The sequence below is a fragment of the Photobacterium atrarenae genome, from assembly GCF_024380015.1.
GTDB classification, from domain to species: Bacteria; Pseudomonadota; Gammaproteobacteria; order Enterobacterales; family Vibrionaceae; genus Photobacterium; species Photobacterium atrarenae.
In genome coordinates, this window is sequence record NZ_CP101509.1 from 301,852 (window position 1) to 322,705 (window position 20,854).

Sequence of the window (20,854 nt, forward strand, 5' to 3'; positions counted from 1 at the left end):
CAACAAAGGTTTTCAATTGCAGAATTCTAGAACACAAGGAGCGTGTGATGACAGCAAGCAGTGAGGTAGAGGTCATGGATATTCAGAACGACCTACAGCCACAGCTGATGTGGATGCCGGAAAAAGACCGGATTCACGACAGCTTGTTATACCAGTTTATGGTTCGGCTCAGTGAGCAGGAAAATACCCTGTTCCACGACTATCAACAGCTGCACCATTGGAGTGTTGAGCACAGTGAACACTTCTGGCAAGAGGTTTGGGACTTCTGTGGTGTCAAAGGGGACTTTCAAGGCCCAATCACCACCTGTCCGCCGCAAAGCCAGACGCCGGCCAAAGACACCCAATGGTTTCCTCACACCACCCTCAACTTTGCTGAAAACCTGCTCAGCAACTGGGAACGCCATGCGGCAGCTGATGCCATCATTTTTCATTGTGAAGGCGAGCCAAGCCGCCGCCAGCACCTCAGCTGGCAACAGCTGTACTGGCAGACTTCGCAATTTGCTGCTTATCTGGCCGCTAAGGGGATCAAGCAAGGCGATGTCATCGCCGCCTATTCCCCGAACCTGCCCCAGACGATCGTCGCCATGCTGGCGGCCACCTCCCTGGGCGCCATCTGGACCTCAACGTCTCCGGACTTCGGGGTCGACAGCGTGGTGGAGCGATTCGGACAAACCAAGCCCAAGCTGCTGATTTGCGCCGACGGCTACTTTTATAACGGCAAAACCCACAACAGCCTGGACAAAGTTGAAGCGATGCTGGAACAGTTGCCGAGCGTGCGCGATCTGGTGATCATCCCCTATACCCAAACCCTGGACGAACTAACCGCGCAACCAGCCGGGCCAGCAAAGGCGATACAGCCAACGCCTGCGCACGGCGAGACCGCTTACTGGCCACAGATCCTGGAACGCTTTGCGCCGCAGTCCCTGACATTTACCCCGGTGCCGTTTAACCACCCGCTGTATATCCTCTATTCATCCGGTACCACGGGCCAGCCCAAGTGTATCGTGCACAGCACCGGCGGCACCCTGCTCAACCACCTCAAGGAGCACCAGCTCCACAGCAACATCAAGCCGGGTGATCGGCTGTTCTACTTCACCACCTGCGGCTGGATGATGTGGAACTGGATGGTCAGCGGCCTGGCTTCCGGTGCCGGACTGGTACTGTATGATGGCTCGCCCTTCTATCCCGACGGCAACGTGCTGTGGAATATGGCAGAACAAGAATCCGTGAGCCTGTTTGGCACTTCTGCCAAATACCTCGAAGCGCTGGAAAAACAAGGTTATCAGCCGGCGACAACCCATGTGTTGCCCGCACTGAAAACCCTGTGCTCCACCGGCTCGGTCCTTGCACCGGAGCAGTTCGACTATGTCTATCAGTCGATAAAACCTGATCTGCAACTGGCCTCGATTTCCGGCGGCACGGATATCTGCGGCTGTTTTGCCATCGGCAACCCGCTCAACCCCGTCTACCGAGGGGAGTGCCAGGGTCGGGCGCTGGGGATGGATGTCCGGGTATTCGATGATAAAGGCCGGTCCCTGTACCAACAGCAGGGCGAACTGGTGTGCTGTAACAGCTTTCCTAATCAACCGGTCGGGTTCTGGAACGACCCTGACGGCAGTCGTTATCATCAGGCCTACTGGGACACCTTCCCCAATGTCTGGCACCACGGTGATTTTGTCGCGCTGAGCGAAACCGGCGGGCTGATCTTCTTCGGCCGCTCCGATGCCGTGCTCAATCCCGGCGGGGTACGGATCGGTACCGCGGAAATCTACCGCCAGGTCAATCCGCTGCCGGAAGTTCTCGACTCCATCGTCATCGGCCAGAACTGGCAAAACGATGTCCGGGTGGTGCTGTTTATTCAGCTCGCGGAAGGTTATGCCCTGGATGAATCGCTGAAGCAGACCATTTGCCGTCAGATCCGCGAGCACTGCTCTCCCCGCCATGTGCCGGCGGTGATCCTGGCGGTGGATGATATTCCCCGTACCAAGTCCGGAAAGCTGGTCGAACTGGCGGTGCGCAATGTAGTCCATCACCAGCCGGTTAAAAATGTCGGGGCACTGGCAAATCCGCAGGCATTAGAAGCGTTTAAAAATCGCCCGGAACTGCAAGATCACCCGAAATAATCACCGCCAAGGCACTTTTTCGACGCCAAAGGAGTGATATGATGGTCGGATCATGCGAAATAGAGAAGCAGAGCCCGAGATGAAGCGTATTCCGACCAACATTATCACCGGTTTTTTAGGGGCCGGAAAAACCACAGCCATTCTTTCCCTGCTGGCCCGTAAACCTGAAGGGGAAAAGTGGGCCATTCTGATCAACGAATTCGGCAATGTTGGGGTCGATGGCGCCATCCTGGATCAACAAGGCGCCATCGTCAAAGAAGTCCCGGGCGGCTGTATGTGTTGTGTCGCCGGGCTGCCGATGTCTGTCGGCATTAACGCCCTGCTGGCACAAAAGCCGGACCGCCTGCTGCTCGAACCCACCGGGCTTGGCCACCCGAAAGAAGTAATCGCCAAACTGACATCTGAGAGTTATCGTGATTATATCGATCTCAAAGCAACCATTACCCTGGTCGACCCACGCCACTTCGGGGATCCGCAATATACCCAAAACCAGAACTTTCAGGATCAGCTGGCCCTGGCCGATGTCGTCGTCGCGAACAAAATTGATGCCTGCAACGAGGCCGATCTGGCCGCTTTCGAAGCTTTCGTTGCCGATTGTGAACCAACCAAAGCCGCAACGGAGAAAGTCGAACAGGGTGCACTGGACGTCCGCTGGCTCGATACCGAGCGAACCGAACGCCATGCTACCCACAGCCATCACCATCATGGTAGCGACACTGCCGAGCCGCTGCCGGGACTGGAGCTGACGCCGGGGCAAGCCTTCATTCGCCGGGAAAACAACGGCCAGGGTTACCGCAGCTGCGGCTGGTGCTTTGCTGCCGATCAGGTGTTCGATTTTGCCCAGCTGTTCAGCCTGTTCTCGAATCTCAATGCCCAGCGGGTGAAAGCCGTGGTCAACACCGAGCGCGGCTGTTTTGCCTTCAACGTGGTTAATCAGGTAGTCTCCGTTAATGAACTGACCCTGAGCGGCTTCGAGTCACGTATTGAGGTCATCGACAAGGAGCTGCTGCCGTGGGATGAACTGGAGCAGATCCTGTGCTCGATGATTAGCGCACAACCCTGACCCTTGACGGCTCATTCTTCTCTGTTTCATGCTAATAATGAGTATTGAATAAAAGAAAATTCCAAAACCATTGCAACGAAATCGCAAATTTGTCCGGGACTGTCCATCCCCGGACGTCATCACAAGCAAGGAGCAAGTATGCTAAACCCTGCTACTGCGAAAGCAGTCATTGACCATGCGCTATTTCTCGGAGCTGACTTTGCCGAACTCTTTGTCGAGCATCATCAGTCCAGCTCAGTCGAGTTGATCTCCGGCGATATCGACAAGGTCAACTCCGGGATCGACTTCGGGATCGGTGTCCGCCTGTTCTTCGGCCACAAGGTACTGTACGGCTATACCAACAGTACCGACGAAGAAGAGCTGAAACGCGTGACCAGCCTGTTGGCCGCCAAAGATAAACGCGACCAAATCGCCCAGGCCGGTACACTGAATCTCAGCCGTTACACCGATCGCCACCAGTGTCAGCTACCGCTCTCGCAGGGTGCCAGCCTCGACGCCAAAATTGCGTTCCTGCGCGACACCGATCAGGCGGCTCGCAGCGAAGATGAGAAAATCTCGCAGTTTATCGGCCGCATTCTGCAGCGGGAGCAGCAAGTCGAGATCTTCAACTCAACCGGGCTGCATATCGGCGATACCCGCCACTATACCCGTGTTGCCGCCACCGCCATTGCCCAGGACGGCAATGAGCAGTCGACTGGTTTTGAAGCGCCGGGCGCCCTGACCGGCTGGGAATTCAACACCCGCCTCAATGCCCGCGAGCTGGGTCATCAGGTCGCCAGGCAAGCCATGGTAAAACTGACCGCCGAGCACTGCCCGTCCGGTGAAATGCCGGTGATTATCGGTAACGGTTTCGGCGGCGTGATCTTCCACGAAGCCTGCGGCCACTTGCTGGAAACCACCTCAGTCGCGAAAAAAGCTTCCGTGTTCCACGACAAGATGGGCGAGATGATTGCCAACCCGGTGGTCAGCGCTGTCGATGACGGCACCATGAGCCACGAGTGGGGCTCGATCAACATCGACGATGAAGGGATGGAAACCCAACGCACGCAACTGATCAAAGACGGTAAGCTGACCAGCTTTATGGTCGATCAGATGGGCGGACTGAAAACCGGCTACGCGCCAACCGGCTCGGGTCGTCGTGAGTCCTACAAATATGCGCCGACCTCACGAATGCGGAATACCTTTATCGAACCAGGCGACAGCTCCCTCGACGCCATGATTGGCAGTGTCGAGCGCGGCATCTATGCCAAGAAAATGGGCGGCGGCTCGGTCCAGCCCGGCACCGGCGAGTTCAACTTTGCCGTGCAGGAAGCTTACCTGGTTGAAAACGGCAAGATCACCAAGCCCCTGAAATCAGCCACCCTGATCAGCACCGGTCCGAAAGTGCTGAAAGAGATCAGCATGGTCGGTCAGGATTTTGCGCTGGCAGCCGGGATGTGTGGCTCCGTCAGCGGCTCGGTACCGACCACCGTCGGCCAGCCTGCCCTGAAAGTCGATAACATTCTTGTTGGTGGAGGTAACTAATGGCAGATCAACAGACGCTTCAACACGCAATTGATCAGGTTCTGGATCGCGTCGCCGCTGCCGGTGCCGATGCCGACGTGATTGCCAGCAGCAGCAATAACTTTTCCCTCAAGGCCAACGCCGGTGAGCTGGATGAGTACAAAGTCACGTCCGGCCAGGTGATTGGGGTACGAGTGGTCAAAGATCAGCGCATCGCCACCAGCTATTCGGAATCCCTCGAGCCCGCCAGCCTGGATATGATGGTCGAGCAGGCGCTGCAAAATGCCCGCTTTACCAAACCGGATGAGCACCAGGCGATCCGCTGCCATGACAGCAAGCTGACCACAACCGCAGCCGAAATCTACCAGCAGGACACCGCCAGCGTCGATGACAAAATCGCCTTGGCCCTGTCGCTGGAAAGCGGTGTCGTGGCCAAACCGAATGCTTCGTCGGCACCATATAACGGCTTTGGCGAGTCCGACAGCCGAATCATTCTGGCGAACACTCAGGGCACGCTGTGTCAGCATCAGGAGCGTTCGACTTACTGTTACGCCTATACCCTGTACGAGCAGGACGGCAAGCAGTCGATGCACGGCGGCATGTCCTCCGGCCGACGCTTTGACGAGCTGGATCCAGCCTACTGTATCAACCATGGCTACGAGACTGCCAAAGCCCTGCTGGACGGTGCACCGGTGGCAACCGGCAACTATCCGGTGATCTTTGATCTCAGCTGCCTGAGCAGCCTGTTCGGTGCATTCGGCATGTGCCTCTCCGGCCACTCGGCGATGAAAGGGATCAACCCGTGGCGGGAAGCCCTGCAAACCCAGGTTGCCAGCCCGCTGCTGACAATCTCAGATATTGCCTACATTGAGGGCGGCTCAGCGATTAAAGCGTTCGACAGTGAAGGGTATGCGACCACAGATACGATCCTGATCGGTGAAGGCCAGCTGCAAAGCCTGCTGCACAACAGCCATACTGCCAGCTTCTTCGGCATTGACAACACCGCCAATGCATCGCGCTCGGCTAAGGGCGGTTTGGGGGTTTCCTCACGACATACCGTCGTTGCGACCGGTACCAGCTCTGAGGCAGAAATCACTTCAGGCGAGTATCTCGAACTGGTGGAGTTGCAAGGCGTGCATTCCGGCGCGGATGCGGTCAGCGGCGACTTCTCCTTCGGCGCCAGCGGCTTCCTGTGCCGCGATGGCCAGCGCGTTCAGCCGGTGCGCGGGATCACGGTTGCCGGTAATTTTTACCAGATGCTGAAAGCCATTGATGCCGTCGGCGACACACTGCAAAATGATTACGAGCGCGACTTCTTTGCGCCGAAAATCCGTTTCGCCAAGCTGAGTATTGCCGGGAAATAACCGCTGCTCACGCGCATCATTATTGATGTTAAAACACAAAACGGCGAGCGCAATGCTCGCCGTTTTTTTGGTCATGAATGAACCCATCACGGAATAGCAACCGCTCTGCGCCCATCGCACCGATTTCAATCGGTGAGCAGAAATCAATCATATGTGTGGCTCCGCATCCGAGCAGCCGGAGCACAACAGAAAAAGGGCTATTTTCGTAGCCCTTTTATACCAATCGCAGTAAATAAGGGGTCATCCTAGCTTGTTACAATGCTCGATAACTGCGTTAGAGTTTTTGATTGTAGAATAACTACTTATCAAAAAATTCTGTCTTGTTCTCAAACATTTTTCCTGCGCTATTTCCGATCACTTACTCACTTTGATTGGTATTAGTCGTTATCGTTGACTCGCCGTATCGTGATTACTGCGCAGGTGTTGGATCCACAGGGACCTCTGGGTTTTCTTCAACCGGTGGCTTGCGCATTTGCAATAACCAGTACTTGGCATCCGTGTTCCCTTCCTGGCTGAGCACCAAGGTGTCCCCCAGATTGTACAGCTTCCACTGCGTATCAATCTTAACCGGCAATTGGTACATATACTTATCGCTTGACCACTGACCGTCCTTATCACGAACCGCCACACCATGGTTCAGCACAGCAAAGACTTCATTCGGCACGTCAGCATTGTTGACCACAAATTGCGTACCGTCATGCAGGCGGGTCTTCGCACTATACTGCCCTTTCAGATCTTCGCCTTGCTTAGCAAAACGTTGATGATGAACGCGCTCTTCAATGATGCCATCAATTTCAACATCGACAATTTCAGCAACTTCATGAACGGCATTTCCCTCACCATCTTTTATACGTCCGGCACTGAATAGGACATGGCCGTCCAGCTTACGAGCTGCGGTGGCAAATGTGTCATCCGTCGACTGAACTTTACCATCGGTAAACAGGTGCAGTTTCGGCAACTCAGCAATTGAGTCCCAAATCCAGTAACCAATACCATCCCAGCTGCCTTTCTGCGACACCATACAGCCGGCACCAGAATCCTGCAGGGCATCTTCAACCGCAAGGCTTAAGGTTTCAACGCTGCGACAGAAATGCTCAGCATCCCCCGGTACGACAAATTCCTGAGTGGTGATTTGCTGGGTTTCCAAATCAAAGATGCTTAAGACTGGCGCGCTGAAAGAGCCAGAGTTATTCATGTTTTGAGTATCCAGAACAGCAATCTGCGTGTTGTTGGCCGGTGTTTGGACCCGAACACCCGGGATTGACGCTTTTTGCTCCCAAGTCCCCGTTTCAAAATGATACAGATGAAGTGTCACGGCCTCATCGCTGTGGCTGACCACCAGATCGCCTGTCGGCGTAAAGGCGAAGCTGTCATAGGTTACGTTAAACTTACCATTCGGGAAGTCAGTCAGTACCACTTCAGTCGTGCTGCCATCACTGAGCTGATAACGATGTACGATTTGCTGATCGCTGGCCGCTCCGTTGCCACTGTCGGTCAGCAGCAAGACGTAACCATTGCTGGCATGAATGATTTCGTTACTAACGAACTTATGCGCAATGTTATGCTCATCCTGCGTTGCTGCCAGCACTAGCACTGGCTCTGTCTCACCCGCTGTTGTTAACTGGGTCAGGTAAATGCCATCTTGTTCAGCACCTTTTACCTCCCAGAAGCGATATAGGGTATTATCACTTTGGATAGCCTGAATCAGGGTGGATGTGCCCTCTGCCGGAGCATTCCCAGTGAAAGCATTCCATTGATAGACATTCGCATTATCCACCACATTGACCGGCAGCGTCACCTTAGTCGGATAATCGTAAACATCTGTGCTCGAGATCGCACCAATCTCAGCGAAAATCTGCTGCAACTCAACCGGCACATTGTCGATGCTCAGCTTCGTTTCACCGGCGCGCACTGCTCGAATGCGCTCGCCGTCTTTATCAACTTCGGCAACCTTAATGCCCGATGCATCAACTTCAGCCCTAAACCCATAGGATTCAAAATCTAAACCATTGTCAACGGCGGTAAATACATGCTCGACACCGTTCGAACGGCTGAACTTGAATCCGTATTCAAAGATATCCCCTTCGTTCATGGTCAGGACCCCATCAACAAAACCTGGTGTTGATGCGATAATCTTCGGTTGGATCACAGTCACGGTTTCTTCAAGGGTGTTCCCCTGATACGTCGCCGTCACAACGGAAGTCCCTTCAATAATCCCCGTTGCAACGCCATTTTCATCAATGGTCAGCACATCAGGATTGCTGCTGGTCCAAATGATGCCGTCGGTGATCACACTGACGCTGCCGTCGTTGAATTCCCCATTCAGGGACATTTGCAGGGTTTCAGCACGAGAAATGCTGTTGTTTGGCAGATTGAGACTGAAGCGAATCAGTTTTGCAACAACATCAAATTCCTGTGTGGCTGTGAGATCGCCCAGGGTCGCTGTCACGGTTGCCATACCGGTCCCTTTGGCCAGGAAGCGGCCGTTACCGAGTGATTCCAGCAATTCTGGATGGCTCGATACCCATGTGGCTTCATTGCTGAAGTCGACCAGATAGTCGTTCTGATGGACACCATATGCAGTCACCTGGAACTCATCTGACAGATACTGCTGGCGATTATCAAAATCTAAGCGAAGTGATGCCAGGACGGCTTGGTCAGCATTGAACTGAACTGTTGCAGTTGCGCCCTGGTATTCAGCAGTCAGCGTGATATTACCGGGCTTCACGACTTGCAACTGTCCATTGTTCACAACCACAGCCTTCTTCGGCGTGGCGGTAAATGTCGCAAGGGAGGTCACTTCTGTAGAAGTGTCATCAGACCACAGCGCGGACACCAGAGGTTGTAGCTTGTCGCCGACAGTTACCTGTTGGTGAATGCCCGTCAGCACAATATTATCCAGTGCGGTTTCCGCCACTTCTGCAACCATCTGGATTTCAGCGGAAGCACCTTGATAGTTGGCCTGGAGGACAATAGGTCCCGCCATTTTCACTTCGAGAGAATCGCCATTAACGACCAAAGCACCCTCTGGGTGAACAACGAACTGAACAAGATTAGAAACATCGGTTGAAGTCACATCTGACCACAACGCGAAAACAGCCGGGCTCAACTTGTCACCAATACTGACTTTCTGCGGAATACCCCCCAGAATAATATTTTCGATGACAGCGTCCGTCGGCTCTGTAGTGACGATCGTATCGTATTTTTCATCCCATTGAGAGATATCAACAAAGCGGTCACCTTCCTGTTCCAGGAACCACTCATCATTAAATAATGCCGTCCAGGCATCTTGGTAAGAAATCGTATTGAGTCGGTACCATTCTTCCCATGCCGAATCAGAGAGCAATGCACGTAGCCAAACCGTACTATTTTCAAAACCAGCCAACGTTGCCGAGTAATCGATAATCGCTTTTAAGCCAACACCGTAACGAATAACATTTTGCTCAATAACGTTGCGATCACGTTTCTGGTAAGCATCCCACTCTGTGCTGCTGACAAAGTTGTTCTTATCGACATCAGCAAGTACATATTCAACCGTTGAAAAGTTGGTGATCAACGCATGATTTTCATTATTTTTAAGCGCCTCCGCCAAGCTCGCGCCACCATATTGATAGAGAACAATGTCATCACGCTGAGCTCGGTAAGTAATGGGTTGTTTCTCAATTTTCCCATACTGATCAACAGGGATCAGCGCCTCAACGGCATACTTACCGTGCGTATCTGTTTTTCCGGTCGCTAACAGTGTTTTACCTGCATAAATGGAAACACTGGTGTCCGCCATAGGGCCGTCGTATACCATCCCGCTGAACGTGATTTTTTTCTGTTCGATTGTTTTTGTCGTGGGGCTATCAGAATCAGAATCACCACAAGCTGTCAGCAAAGTAATGAGCGGTATACTCATTAAAATTGGCCTATACATTTGTTCTCCTTAAAATCAACAACTTTTTCGCTTTGAAATACATTACGGCGGAAATATCCTCAACGATATGAATGATAAATACCGTAAATTCAGGCAATAAGAATAAATCAGCTGCTATTTAAAATAACAACCAACGTTCAGGTAACGTCGAAATTTCCGAGGAGAAATCTAAAGATTTCTATAAAATTTATCAAGAATGCTATCGCACCCTCGTGATGATGAGAAATAAATAGAAATGAACGAAGAATTCAATAAAAATGTAATTGACGATACGAACAACAAAAAACAACCGAACGATGTTATTCATTTTAAAACAACAATATATATTATTCACTTTGTTTTTTAGAATGAATTTTAGCCAGCCGGATAACACCTCTGTAAATTACACACTTATGTGAGGTTGTTTCAAATTTAATTTTTTATTAATCGCTCTGAATGCCTCATAAGTATTATATAAAAATCTAATAATTATGACTTCCTACAAATTCCATGTGCAATTATTGCAACGAAATGGTTTATATTTGAATTAGTGTCTAAAATTTAGCGTATTAGTTCGCTTGAAAATTAGTCAAATGGCGCAACCTTGTTAGACATCAGTACGCCAGACGATGGATTTTGTGCGCCTGAACGCGAAATAGAAGAATCTAAACGTATCAATTGATTATGCGACGGGTTAAAACCTGCGATCAGAGCCTTTTTATCTATGGCTGATTCGCGGTGATGATGGCCCCGCCCAAGAGGAGAAATAAACAAAAATCCGGGTAGCCGCAGCACACTCATCCAATCGCTGTATCGGGGTCGACATGATAGTAAGTGTTGACTGATATCCCGCCTAGCTCCGGCTCCAGGTAATCCCGCACCACATCGATGGACTCCGCTTCCCACATGCACTGGCAGAGCGAATGCCGTTCGCTGATCATCGTGGAATGCAGTTGCATCCCACTCGGGGGACTGGCCAGCATATCGCCTACTTTCTGCCAGAATGCGTCCGGATCTTTAATCACATGCTCAATCGCGACAAACATAATTCCGCTCCTTTGCTCTGTCCAAAGTATAGCGGGGATTGAGAAATGCCGTTTAAATCAGTCCCTTTCGCTCAGCATCTTTCATCACCTCTTTAAATGACGCCTTTAAACCGGGCCTGGGCGCTGCGGCTGACCGGCAGCTTCTGCTGGCCAACGATTGCGAACAGTCGGCCAGTGAAATCCTTGTGGACTTTCTCAATTGCTGCCACGTTCACGATCGTCGAGCGGTGCACCTGCCAGAACTGCTCCGGATCAAGTTGCTCCAGCAGCGATTTCAGCGCAATTCTCAGCACATACTCATCCACCATGCCCGGCTTGTGCTCGCTGCGTTTAAACACCGACACGTACTTATCTTCAGCCTTGAAATAGAGAATATCCGCCACGGAAATGACATAGATATCCTCCCCCCGACTGGCTTTAACCCAGTTGAGATAGGAAACCGGTGCTGGCACCGAGAGATGGTTGAGCTGCGCAATCAACCGGCCCAGATCCTGCGGTGCCAGAGCTGCTGCCGGCGACATCCGGGCCTTTTTCTCAGCCAGCCGGTGCTGCACTTTCTCGCAAGCCTTTGCCAACCGCGTCTCACTGAGCGGCTTGAGCAGATAATCAATCGCATTCTGCTCAAATGCATTCACCGCATAATCTTTGTACGCTGTCGTAAAAACGATCTGCGGCACTTGCGCCAGCTCAGCCAGCGATGCTGCCACCGACATCCCGTCCAGCGCCGGCATCCGAATATCCAGAAACACCACATCCGGCTGATGCTGCTCAATCGCTTCCAGCGCTTCGAGCCCATTGCCTGCCGCCGCCACAATCTCCAGCTCCGGCCATACTTCCGCTAAGGCTTTGTTTAAATGATGCCGCAGTACCGGCTCATCATCGGCGATCACGGCCCTGGCAAACAATTGCTCCATGATTATCTCCCTCATTTACTTCAGCGATGGTTGTTCAACAAACACTGCCGGATGTTCGACGAGCTGTTTTTTAGGCAACCTCAAGGTTGCGATCACCCCGCCGCTTGCCGGCTCTTTGATGCTCAGACTTCCCTGCTCACCGAACAGCGCCTGTAACCGGCGGCGAATATTCTCCAACCCAAGGCCATGGCCGCTGGAGGCAGAGTCAGGCTGAAATCCGTTTCCGTCATCAATCACCTCAACGATCAATTCCCCATCAGTTTCCGAAAAAACGATCTCAATCTGCCCTCCCTGCGCCTTGGGCTCAATCCCATAATCAAGGGCGTTCTCGATTAAAGGCTGAATCAACAAGGGCGGGATCCGCTGCTGGAGATCGACATTGTGATGGCTCACCTGATAGCGCAGCCGCTCACCCAGGCGGATCTGCTGAATATCCAGATAGGCTGAAATAAAGGTGATCTCTTCTGCCACCGTGGTGTATTTTGCCCGGCTTTTATTCAGGTTGCTGCGGAACATATCAGTGAGCCGGACCAGCACGCGCTTGGCCGTTTCTTTGTCCTGATCAATCAGTGCAATGGCATTGGCCAGCGTATTGAACAAAAAGTGCGGCTCAATCTGGCTCTGAAGCTGTCCCAGTTGGCTCAGCGCCAGGGCTTTTTCCTGCTCCGCCTGCTTCAGCCGCGCCGCTTCAATCGCCTGCTGCATCACCAGGCGTTTCTCGTAACTGTAAAAATAATAAAAACACAGCACGGTAAAGATCAGCGCCAGCAAAATCACCGCTTTCATCGTCTCCAGGGACTGAGGCGAGTTCGGATCATTGAGCCAGAGAAATGCGTTCGCCGTTCCCAGCAACATTGATGTTGAGACAGAGCAAACATTCACCAATCGCTGGCTCAGGTGTGGGAAGAAATAGCTCAACAGGCAAGCCGGGATCACCGCACTCATCCCGTAGCCAAAGCTAACAATCAAATCATCATAGAAATTTCCCGGCCAGACCACATTGGTTGCAATGGCAATCACCAGGCAGAACAGGGCGGTGATCACAATACTTTTCCACCAGGGTGAAATCTCTTCTATTCCAGTATCCATCTTAAATCATCCTTTTAGGTTCAAAAAAATCATACGCTTATCGGGGTTATTCTGAAATGCTGACGGCTTGTCCAGGTCGCCGCGATCTCCCCCAGCCTCAAGAATCCTCGTTTCATTCGCAATTACCACATCAAGAACAGGTTAATCACTTCTCTCCTTCTCCATCTGCTATGCCCCAAGGCAGGTATATCTCCCTGAGCTGTTATGGGTGAGCGTACGGAAATTGAAACCGAACTGTTGGCGGATGCGACCAACGACAAGCTGCTGGCGCGAACGGAACGAAATGTCGACCGAATGGTATGGACACAATGATGGTGCAGACGAATCAAGCGAAGAAATACAGTAGGAAGAATGAAAGGCAACCCGATGCAACTCAAACCGGGCCGCCATATTTAAAAAAGGAACCATTTTGATGGGAAGCCGCAAATGGCGATGCTACGCGACGGGCTGCTCTAACAACACTCGTGCTTCCAGCGTTTCGATCCGAGACACCAATTCAGGCGTCATCGTCGCTTTCTGATTGGTTTTGAAATTGAACATCACCACCGTCGCCGAGCCCGTGGTGGTGATCGCCCCCAGCTTTTTACTCACGATGGCGTATTCCATGGTGAAACGGTCTGCTTTCAGTTCTGAAACCCGGCTGCCGACATACAGAGTATCGGGGAAAGTGACTGGCATTTTGTAGCGGCAGTTGGTCTCGCCCAGCACTGGTCCAATCCCGGTCTGCTTCATCTCTTCCATCAGGTCGATATCACGAAAATAATCAATCCGGGCGGTTTCAAAGTAACGGAAATAGATCACATTATTGACATGGCTGAAGGCATCCATTTCACCCCAGGCAACTGGTATTTCAGTCACTACCGGATACCCCTGTAAAAGCTCTTTCATTGTTGCTCCTTGCCTTGGTTTCACAAACCACGAGCCTGCCCTATCCGACATCGACGGCCCGACACTAGAGCATTTAATCTAACCCCGAAATAACAAAACCACAACAAACAAAGAACAATCCCGTCTGGCACAGCACACTTTCGGCTTACTGGGGTCATGTCGGCAAAGCAGTAAGAAAAGAAGATACCCGCAGGCATTCGTGATGCCTGGTGAAGATTCATCCAGTTATGAAAGCGCCGTGTAAAATTCCGCCGTAAAACCGCCGGAAGCCTGATTTTATAAGGGCTCAGACAATAGAATGGGGTATCCTAAGCCACCTTTTGACCGCTTGATTACGGCTTGGCGGACATTCCGACAAGCCCCGTAGTACAGCCAGCGCGCTTTACGATACAGGCCCAATTTTTATGATTTACAACGATACACTACCGGTACGCTTTCCCAAGGGAGCTTTCGCGATGTGGACGGTATACGGTTTTACCGGCGCATCAATCCTTGCATCTATCATTTTCTCACTGTTGCTATTTCTTTCCATTGATGAAGATCCGGTCATGCAGCTGCTGTTCGGCGGCCTGGCCGTGATCTTCGAACTGGGTAAGTTTTTTGCCTGGTACGAATTCGGCGAACGCCGTGCCCGCCGCAACTACACCGGCGCTTTTTCCGCATTTGCTTTCTACAGTGTACTGGCCGCCATTTCGATCGGCGGCTCTATTGGCGGGATTAATAGTGCGACCAACAAGGCGCAAAGCCATGTCAATGTGCAGCAAAGCAAAATCAACAGCTACAACATGCAGATCGAGGCGATTGAAAAGCAAATCCAGCTCAATAATGTGGCCGCTGAGAAGTATATTGAAATGGAGCGAATCGCCACTGGCGTCACTCGGATCCAACGTGAAAACAACAAGCTACGAGAGCAACAGCAAGCACTGGCCATCGAGCGCGACAGTTTGCCTGTTGTCAGCCAGGGATCCGTTCTTGGCCTGATTGACAGCCTGGCCAAGTCGCTCAACGTTCAGACCCAGACCGCTCAGTTGGGGCTGGTGATCTTCCTGTCGGTGTTGCTTGATTTCTTCGCGGCTTTTTTTGTTGGCCTGATTGGTGAAGAACTACGGTTTCGTAACCAGTTTCGCCGGGTGAACCCAATCACCATTGATGCTTTTGATGATCAAACCACACCGGCGCCGGAGCTCCTGACGCATCAGCGGGCAACACCGCAGCCGGGCCATCAGTCGGGAGCAGACGATGCTCAGCAACCGGCATCACCGTCGACAGAGCCGGCTACGTCAACCGATACAGACTCAAGCGAAACGACCTCTACCGACGCTGAACCACCTCAGGCACAGACGCCGTACCAGCAGACGATCGAGGCTCTGAGTACCAACCAGGTCAATTGCACAAAACGGGCTGTCAGCCGTTACCTGAAGATCAGCGCTGAAGAAGTCGATGCGATTTTTAAACAACTGCTCAGCGAAGGCATTGTCAGCAAAAAGCCGAATAATCACTACCAGTGGCATGGCGTTACTGAAAGTTAACACAAACCGTTAACGCCACACGCCCATCATTTCCCCCTGGCCCGCGATCAATCAGTATCACACTGATTTGCTGCGGGCTTTTTAATTTCTTCTATACTTCTTAAATAAGCAGAAGACAACGACACAAACCATTACACATCTAACCAATAAAGCCATCATCACGAAAATAATTCAATTAAAATCAATATTTTAACGGTATACACATTATTAGACACCAAAAAGAACCTTGATAGCGCCGACAATAATGTTTAGAGTTCTATAGAAATTTGCACTTTTTTGCTCTACAACGCAAAACAAAGTCAATGCCAAGGATGCAACTCATGTCGACTATGTTAGAAGTTCAAAGCCTGTACAAAGTGTTTGGAGAAACACCCCAAGAGGCTTTCCCCCTACTGGAAAAGGGGCTGGATAAAGATCGGATTTTCGACCAGACCGGACTCACCGTTGGGGTCCAGGATGTTTCTTTATCCATCAATGAAGGTGAAATTTTCGTGATCATGGGACTCTCCGGATCAGGCAAATCCACCCTGGTTCGCCTGTTGAACCGCCTAATCGAGCCGACCCGCGGCAATGTCTTGCTCAATGGCAAAGATATCGCCCACATCTCCGATGATGAACTGCGCGAGGTCCGCCGCAAACAAATCTCCATGGTCTTTCAGAATTTTGCGTTGATGCCGCACATGACGGTACTGGAAAACGCTGCCTTTGGACTGGAGCTTGCCGGTGTCAATCTCGAAACCCGCAACCAAAAAGCACTCGCCGCCCTCAAACGGGTCGGTCTCGGCTCCCACGGCGAGTCCTACCCGGATGAGCTCTCCGGCGGGATGAAGCAACGGGTCGGTCTGGCCCGTGCGCTGGCCAATGACCCCGATATTCTGCTGATGGATGAGGCCTTTTCAGCCCTTGACCCGCTGATTCGCACCGAAATGCAAGATGAGCTGATCCGACTGCAAAACGATGACCGACGTACCATTGTGTTTATCTCCCATGACCTGGATGAAGCGATGCGCATTGGCGATCGCATCGCCATTATGCAAGATGGCGTTGTGGTTCAGGTCGGCACCCCGGACGAGATCCTCCACCACCCGGCCAACGATTACGTCAGCTCATTTTTCCGCGGTGTCAATGTCGCCACCGTGTTCTCGGCCAAAGACATTGCCCGCAAGAAACCAGCCGCCATGTTCAAGAAAAATCAGAATGATGGTCCGGCTGCCGCCATGCAGATGCTGATGGATCATGATCGCGAATACGGCATTGTGGTGGAAAAAGACGGCAAATATACCGGCATCGTTTCCATCGACTCACTCAAGCAAGCCCACCGAGAAAAACATTCTCTGAGCAGTGCATTGCTTGAAGACACCATTTCGATTCAACCCAATGTGCCCCTCGGTGAGCTAATCAGCCAGGTGGCTGATGTGCCTTATGCCGTGCCCGTCGTGGATGAGGACGGCACATATTATGGCGTGATCACTAAATCCCGCCTGCTACAGACACTGGACAGGGAGTAAATCATGGCGACTGAGAATCAACCCAACACCGCACCGGAATCAAGCGATCCCTGGTCGACGTCAAGTGCGCCAGCCGATCCCTGGGCAACGGATACCACCAGCGGTGGAGATCCCTCTTGGTTAACCCAGGCCGCGCCGACCGAACCGGAGGCCTTTGACTGGCTTCATCCGTTTCAGGATGCAGTGATCCCGTTCGATCAATGGGTCGAAACCGCCCTGAACTGGATGGTCGAACATGGTCGCCCCCTGTTCCAGGCCATCCGGGTCCCGATTGATTTTATCCTGACCTCATTTGAAACGGCATTGACCGCCACACCAGCACCGCTGATGTTGCTGATCCTGTTCCTGATTGCCTGGCAGCTGGCCGGGCCGCGTATGGGGATCGCCTCTCTGCTCTCACTGCTGTCGATTGGCCTGATTGGCGCCTGGTCCGAAGCTATGGTCACCCTGGCGTTGGTGATGACTTCGGTGTTCTTCTGTTTGCTCATCGGCCTGCCGATGGGGATATGGCTCTCACGCAGTGATACCGCCGCCCGGTTTGTCCGCCCGGTGCTCGATGCCATGCAGACCACGCCGGCGTTCGTCTATCTGGTTCCCATTGTCATGTTGTTCGGGATCGGGAACGTCCCGGGGGTTGTGGTGACCATTATTTTCGCCCTGCCACCGATTGTCCGGCTGACAATTCTGGGGATCCAGCAGGTGCCGGAAGAGCTGATTGAAGCCGGCCACGCCTTTGGGGCCAACCCGAAACAAATGCTTTATCGCATCCAACTGCCGCTGGCGATGCCGACCATCATGGCAGGGGTCAACCAAACCCTGATGCTATCGCTGTCGATGGTAGTGATCGCCTCGATGATTGCCGTCGGCGGTCTGGGGCAAATGGTGCTGCGCGGTATCGGCCGCCTGGATATGGGGATGGCTGCAGTCGGTGGCCTCGGCATCGTGATCCTGGCTATTTTGCTTGATCGCATCACACAAACTATTGGTACCGAAAGTCGTGACAACAAAACCCGCTGGTATCAAACCGGACCGGTATCTGTGATCTATCGTCTGAAAAAACGCTTTTCATCATCTAATCCTGCGAAAAAACTAGGAGAGCAATAATGAACTATTCATGGAAGACAGGTTTAACACTCACAACACTACTGACTGCGGCAGTCGCAACTTCTGCCTACGCTGAATCCCTCCCGGGCGAAGGCGTCATGGTTCAGCCGGTTCAGTCAACCGTTGCCGAAGAGACCTTCCAGACGTTAATCGTCAATAAAGCACTTGAAGCACTGGGTTATGACGTGAAGCCGACCAAAGAAGTTGATTATAACGTCGCTTACACCTCAATTGCCGAGGGGGATGCCACTTTCCTGGCGGTGGGGTGGTTCCCGCTCCATGCTGATAAATACACGATGGCCGGCGGCGACAACAAATTCTTCCGTAATGGCGACTATATCTCTGGTGCGGCGCAGGGGTACCTGATCGATAAGAAAACCGCTGAAAAATACGGCATCACCAATATTGCCCAGCTGAAAGATCCAAAAATCGCCAAGCTGTTTGATGCCAATGATGACGGTAAAGCAGACTTAACCGGCTGTAACCCAGGTTGGGGTTGTGAATTGGTAATAGAAGAGCAGCTGACGGCTTACGGACTACGTGACACGGTCACTCACAACCAGGGGAACTATGCGGCCATCATTGCCGATACCATTTCCCGCTATAAAAAAGGCGACCCGATCCTTTATTACACCTGGACCCCATACTGGGTGAGTGGTGTTCTGGTTCCAGGCAAAGATGTCGTCTGGCTGGAGGTTCCATTCTCTGCCCTGCCGGGTGAGCGCAAAAACATTGATACGACGCTGCCAAACGGCAAGAACTTTGGCTTTGAAATGAACTCAATGAAAATTGTTGCCAACAAAAAATTCGCGCAAGAGAACCCGGCTGCTGCACGCCTGTTTGAAATCATGAAGCTCGACATTAACGCTGTCAGTGCTCAAAACATGATGATGAGCAAAGGCAGCAACTCGCAAAAAGATATTGAAGCGCACGCCAATAGCTGGATTAACGCAAATCAGGATACGTTCAACCGCTGGATTGCCGAAGCGAAAAAAGCACAGCTGTAACACAGCGCATTGCAACACCGGATGGCCGCTGCGGCGGCCTCTTTTTTCTCATCCCATACATTGACCCCTGAAACACATCAGAAGGAGGGAGTTTTGGATATCCATGAAGAAGTACTCATCGCGATTCGGCAAATCATTCGTGCTGTCGATCTGCATTCGCGGCAATTGAACAAAGACTTCGGACTCACAAGCCCGCAACTGCTCATCATGCGTGCGATTCGAAGTTCTGGTGAAGTGACCATTCGCCAGCTCTCAATCAATACCAATATGAGCCAGGCAACGGCCACCAGTATTATTGATCGCCTGGAAAAACGCGGCATGGTGACCCGATGCCGAAATACCAAAGATCGCCGGAAAGTCAATGCGTACTTAACCGAGCAGGGGGATATTGTGTTGGATCAGGCGCCTCTGCCCCTGCAGGATAATTTCATTAAGCAGTTTCAGCGGCTGAATGAGTGGGAGCAGACATTGATCTTATCCTCTGTCCAGCGGATATCGACCATGATGAATGCCCAGGAACTGGATGTTGCACCTGTACTGGAAGTCGGCTTTGACCACAGCGGGCAGCATCACACTCCCCGCCAGTAATCCGATGGTGCCGTCCGGTGAGTCTGTACCGACTCACCGACCCGGCCCCGCTCGGTTTCTTTGTTCCTATTTCGATTCCACGTCCAGAACCCCACGACGGATCTGATCCAACTCAATCGATTCGAACAGCGCCTGGAAGTTCCCTTCCCCGAAGCCCTCATTCCCTTTACGCTGAATAATCTCAAAGAAGACAGGGCCGATCACGGTATCGGTAAAGATTTGCAGCAGAATCCCGCTTTGATCGCCATCGATCAGAATCTTCAGCTCATTAAGTTTAGCGATATCTTCCTTATGTTGCGGGACGCGCTTGTTAATGCCTTCATAGTAAGTATCCGGCGTGTCCATAAAGGCCAGGCCACCATCTTTCAGCGTTTTGACCGTGGCTAGGATGTTATCTGTACTCAGGGCGATATGCTGGATCCCCTCCCCGTTGTACTGTTCCAGATATTCGGCAATCTGGGACTTGTCATCGCTGGATTCATTGATCGGAATCCGGATTTTGCCACAAGGTGACGTCATCGCGCGCGACAGCAAGCCGGTCACTTTCCCTTTGATGTCAAAGTGACGAATCTCGCGGAAGTTCGCAATCTTCTCATAAAAGCTGGACCAGAGATCCATGTTGCCGCGCTGCACATTGTGGGTCAGGTGGTCAATCACTTTCAGCCCGGCGTCTAACGCCGCCATCCGCTCTTTGTAATCCGGGTAATAGTCAAAGTCGATCTCGTAGATGTCGTGCTCGCCGTAGCGATCTACCAGATAAATCAACGACTCGCCAATCCCGTAGATCGCCGGGATATTGAGCTCCATAGGGCCCGCCTGGGCTGCGCAAGGGGTCGCCCCTTTCTCAACCGCATACGCCAATGCCTGGCTGGCATCCTGAACCCGAAAGGCCATCGCATTCACGCTGGCACCATGCACACCGGCAAACCCGGCCGCTTGTGAATGGGCCTCACCGTTAACGATAAAGTTGATGTCTCCCTGACGGTAGAGCCAAACCGCTTTATGCTTATGCTTGGCCACCTCGGCAAAACCCATCAGGCGAAACAGGTTCTTCAAATTGGCAATCCCTTCCGGAGTCGGCGCTGTGTACTCTACAAATTCAAAGCCATCCGTTCCCATTGGATTATCAATCATTTTGTTCATCCTTTTTTCCTCACTTTGTTTGTATGATGTGTAACCATTACTTATAGGATTAGCATTTCCTGCCTAAGGATGAGACATTTGCAGAGA

The 20,854-nt window shown here is 52.1% G+C and carries 15 protein-coding genes; 9 read left to right on the plus strand and 6 right to left on the minus strand.

Annotation, left to right across the window (positions count from 1 at the left end; translation table 11 throughout):
- Positions 1-47: 47 nt before the first annotated feature.
- The 4 genes from NNL38_RS17555 (at position 48) to NNL38_RS17570 (ending at position 6,053) form a co-directional block, all read left to right on the plus strand.
- A complete protein-coding gene (locus tag NNL38_RS17555) occupies positions 48-2,123 on the plus strand; it encodes an acetoacetate--CoA ligase (protein WP_255391730.1) in 2,076 nt (691 codons plus the stop codon).
- A gap of 79 nt (positions 2,124-2,202) precedes the next feature.
- Complete coding sequence (locus tag NNL38_RS17560; protein ID WP_255392274.1) at positions 2,203-3,186, plus strand: CobW family GTP-binding protein; 984 nt, start codon at positions 2,203-2,205, stop codon at positions 3,184-3,186.
- 138 nt (positions 3,187-3,324) lie between these two features.
- Positions 3,325-4,710, plus strand: coding sequence for a TldD/PmbA family protein (locus NNL38_RS17565; protein ID WP_255391731.1), 1,386 nt, complete (start codon positions 3,325-3,327; stop codon positions 4,708-4,710).
- Positions 4,710-6,053, plus strand: a complete 1,344-nt coding sequence (locus NNL38_RS17570; RefSeq protein ID WP_255391732.1) for a TldD/PmbA family protein — start codon at positions 4,710-4,712, stop codon at positions 6,051-6,053. Before NNL38_RS17565 ends, NNL38_RS17570 begins: the two co-directional genes overlap by 1 nt.
- A 409-nt stretch (positions 6,054-6,462) precedes the next feature.
- On the opposite strand, the gene NNL38_RS17575 is transcribed toward NNL38_RS17570, so the two are convergent.
- The 5 genes from NNL38_RS17575 to NNL38_RS17595 all read right to left on the minus strand — a co-directional run bounded on the left by NNL38_RS17575 (position 6,463) and on the right by NNL38_RS17595 (position 13,888).
- Positions 6,463-9,834, minus strand: coding sequence for an Ig-like domain-containing protein (locus NNL38_RS17575; protein WP_255391733.1), 3,372 nt, complete (start codon positions 9,832-9,834; stop codon positions 6,463-6,465).
- A 914-nt stretch (positions 9,835-10,748) separates the two neighbouring features.
- Positions 10,749-10,997 carry a hypothetical protein gene (locus NNL38_RS17580; protein WP_255391734.1) on the minus strand — a complete coding sequence of 83 codons (249 nt, stop codon included), beginning with the start codon at positions 10,995-10,997 and terminating at the stop codon, positions 10,749-10,751.
- 92 nt (positions 10,998-11,089) lie between these two features.
- Positions 11,090-11,911, minus strand: a complete 822-nt coding sequence (locus tag NNL38_RS17585; RefSeq protein ID WP_255391736.1) for a LytR/AlgR family response regulator transcription factor — start codon at positions 11,909-11,911, stop codon at positions 11,090-11,092.
- Between the two features lie 15 nt (positions 11,912-11,926).
- Complete coding sequence (locus NNL38_RS17590) at positions 11,927-13,000, minus strand: sensor histidine kinase (protein ID WP_255391738.1); 1,074 nt, start codon at positions 12,998-13,000, stop codon at positions 11,927-11,929.
- 435 nt (positions 13,001-13,435) lie between these two features.
- The gene (locus tag NNL38_RS17595; RefSeq protein WP_255391740.1) at positions 13,436-13,888 is read right to left on the minus strand and encodes an acyl-CoA thioesterase; all 453 of its coding nucleotides are present in this window, start codon (positions 13,886-13,888) and stop codon (positions 13,436-13,438) included.
- 455 nt (positions 13,889-14,343) lie between these two features.
- On the opposite strand from NNL38_RS17595, the gene NNL38_RS17600 reads away from it, so the two are divergent.
- The 5 genes from NNL38_RS17600 (at position 14,344) to NNL38_RS17620 (ending at position 19,624) form a co-directional block, all read left to right on the plus strand.
- Entirely contained in the window at positions 14,344-15,417 is a 1,074-nt protein-coding gene (locus tag NNL38_RS17600; protein WP_255391741.1) for a Preprotein translocase subunit SecY, read from the plus strand.
- A gap of 320 nt (positions 15,418-15,737) precedes the next feature.
- Positions 15,738-16,925: a glycine betaine/L-proline ABC transporter ATP-binding protein ProV gene (gene proV / locus NNL38_RS17605; RefSeq protein WP_255391742.1), complete on the plus strand. Its 1,188-nt coding sequence runs from the start codon at positions 15,738-15,740 to the stop codon at positions 16,923-16,925.
- A gap of 3 nt (positions 16,926-16,928) precedes the next feature.
- Positions 16,929-18,029, plus strand: coding sequence for a glycine betaine/L-proline ABC transporter permease ProW (proW, locus tag NNL38_RS17610; RefSeq protein WP_255391743.1), 1,101 nt, complete (start codon positions 16,929-16,931; stop codon positions 18,027-18,029).
- Positions 18,029-19,036, plus strand: coding sequence for a glycine betaine/L-proline ABC transporter substrate-binding protein ProX (proX, locus tag NNL38_RS17615; RefSeq protein ID WP_255391745.1), 1,008 nt, complete (start codon positions 18,029-18,031; stop codon positions 19,034-19,036). The genes proW and proX overlap by 1 nt, the downstream gene beginning before the upstream one ends.
- Positions 19,037-19,129: 93 nt before the next feature.
- Positions 19,130-19,624 (plus strand): MarR family winged helix-turn-helix transcriptional regulator, encoded by a 495-nt coding sequence (locus tag NNL38_RS17620; RefSeq protein WP_255391746.1) that lies wholly within the window; start codon positions 19,130-19,132, stop codon positions 19,622-19,624.
- A 66-nt stretch (positions 19,625-19,690) separates the two neighbouring features.
- Here the strand turns inward: NNL38_RS17620 and hppD are convergent, their stop codons facing one another.
- Positions 19,691-20,767 carry a 4-hydroxyphenylpyruvate dioxygenase gene (hppD, locus tag NNL38_RS17625; RefSeq protein ID WP_255391747.1) on the minus strand — a complete coding sequence of 359 codons (1,077 nt, stop codon included), beginning with the start codon at positions 20,765-20,767 and terminating at the stop codon, positions 19,691-19,693.
- Positions 20,768-20,854: the final 87 nt, after the last annotated feature.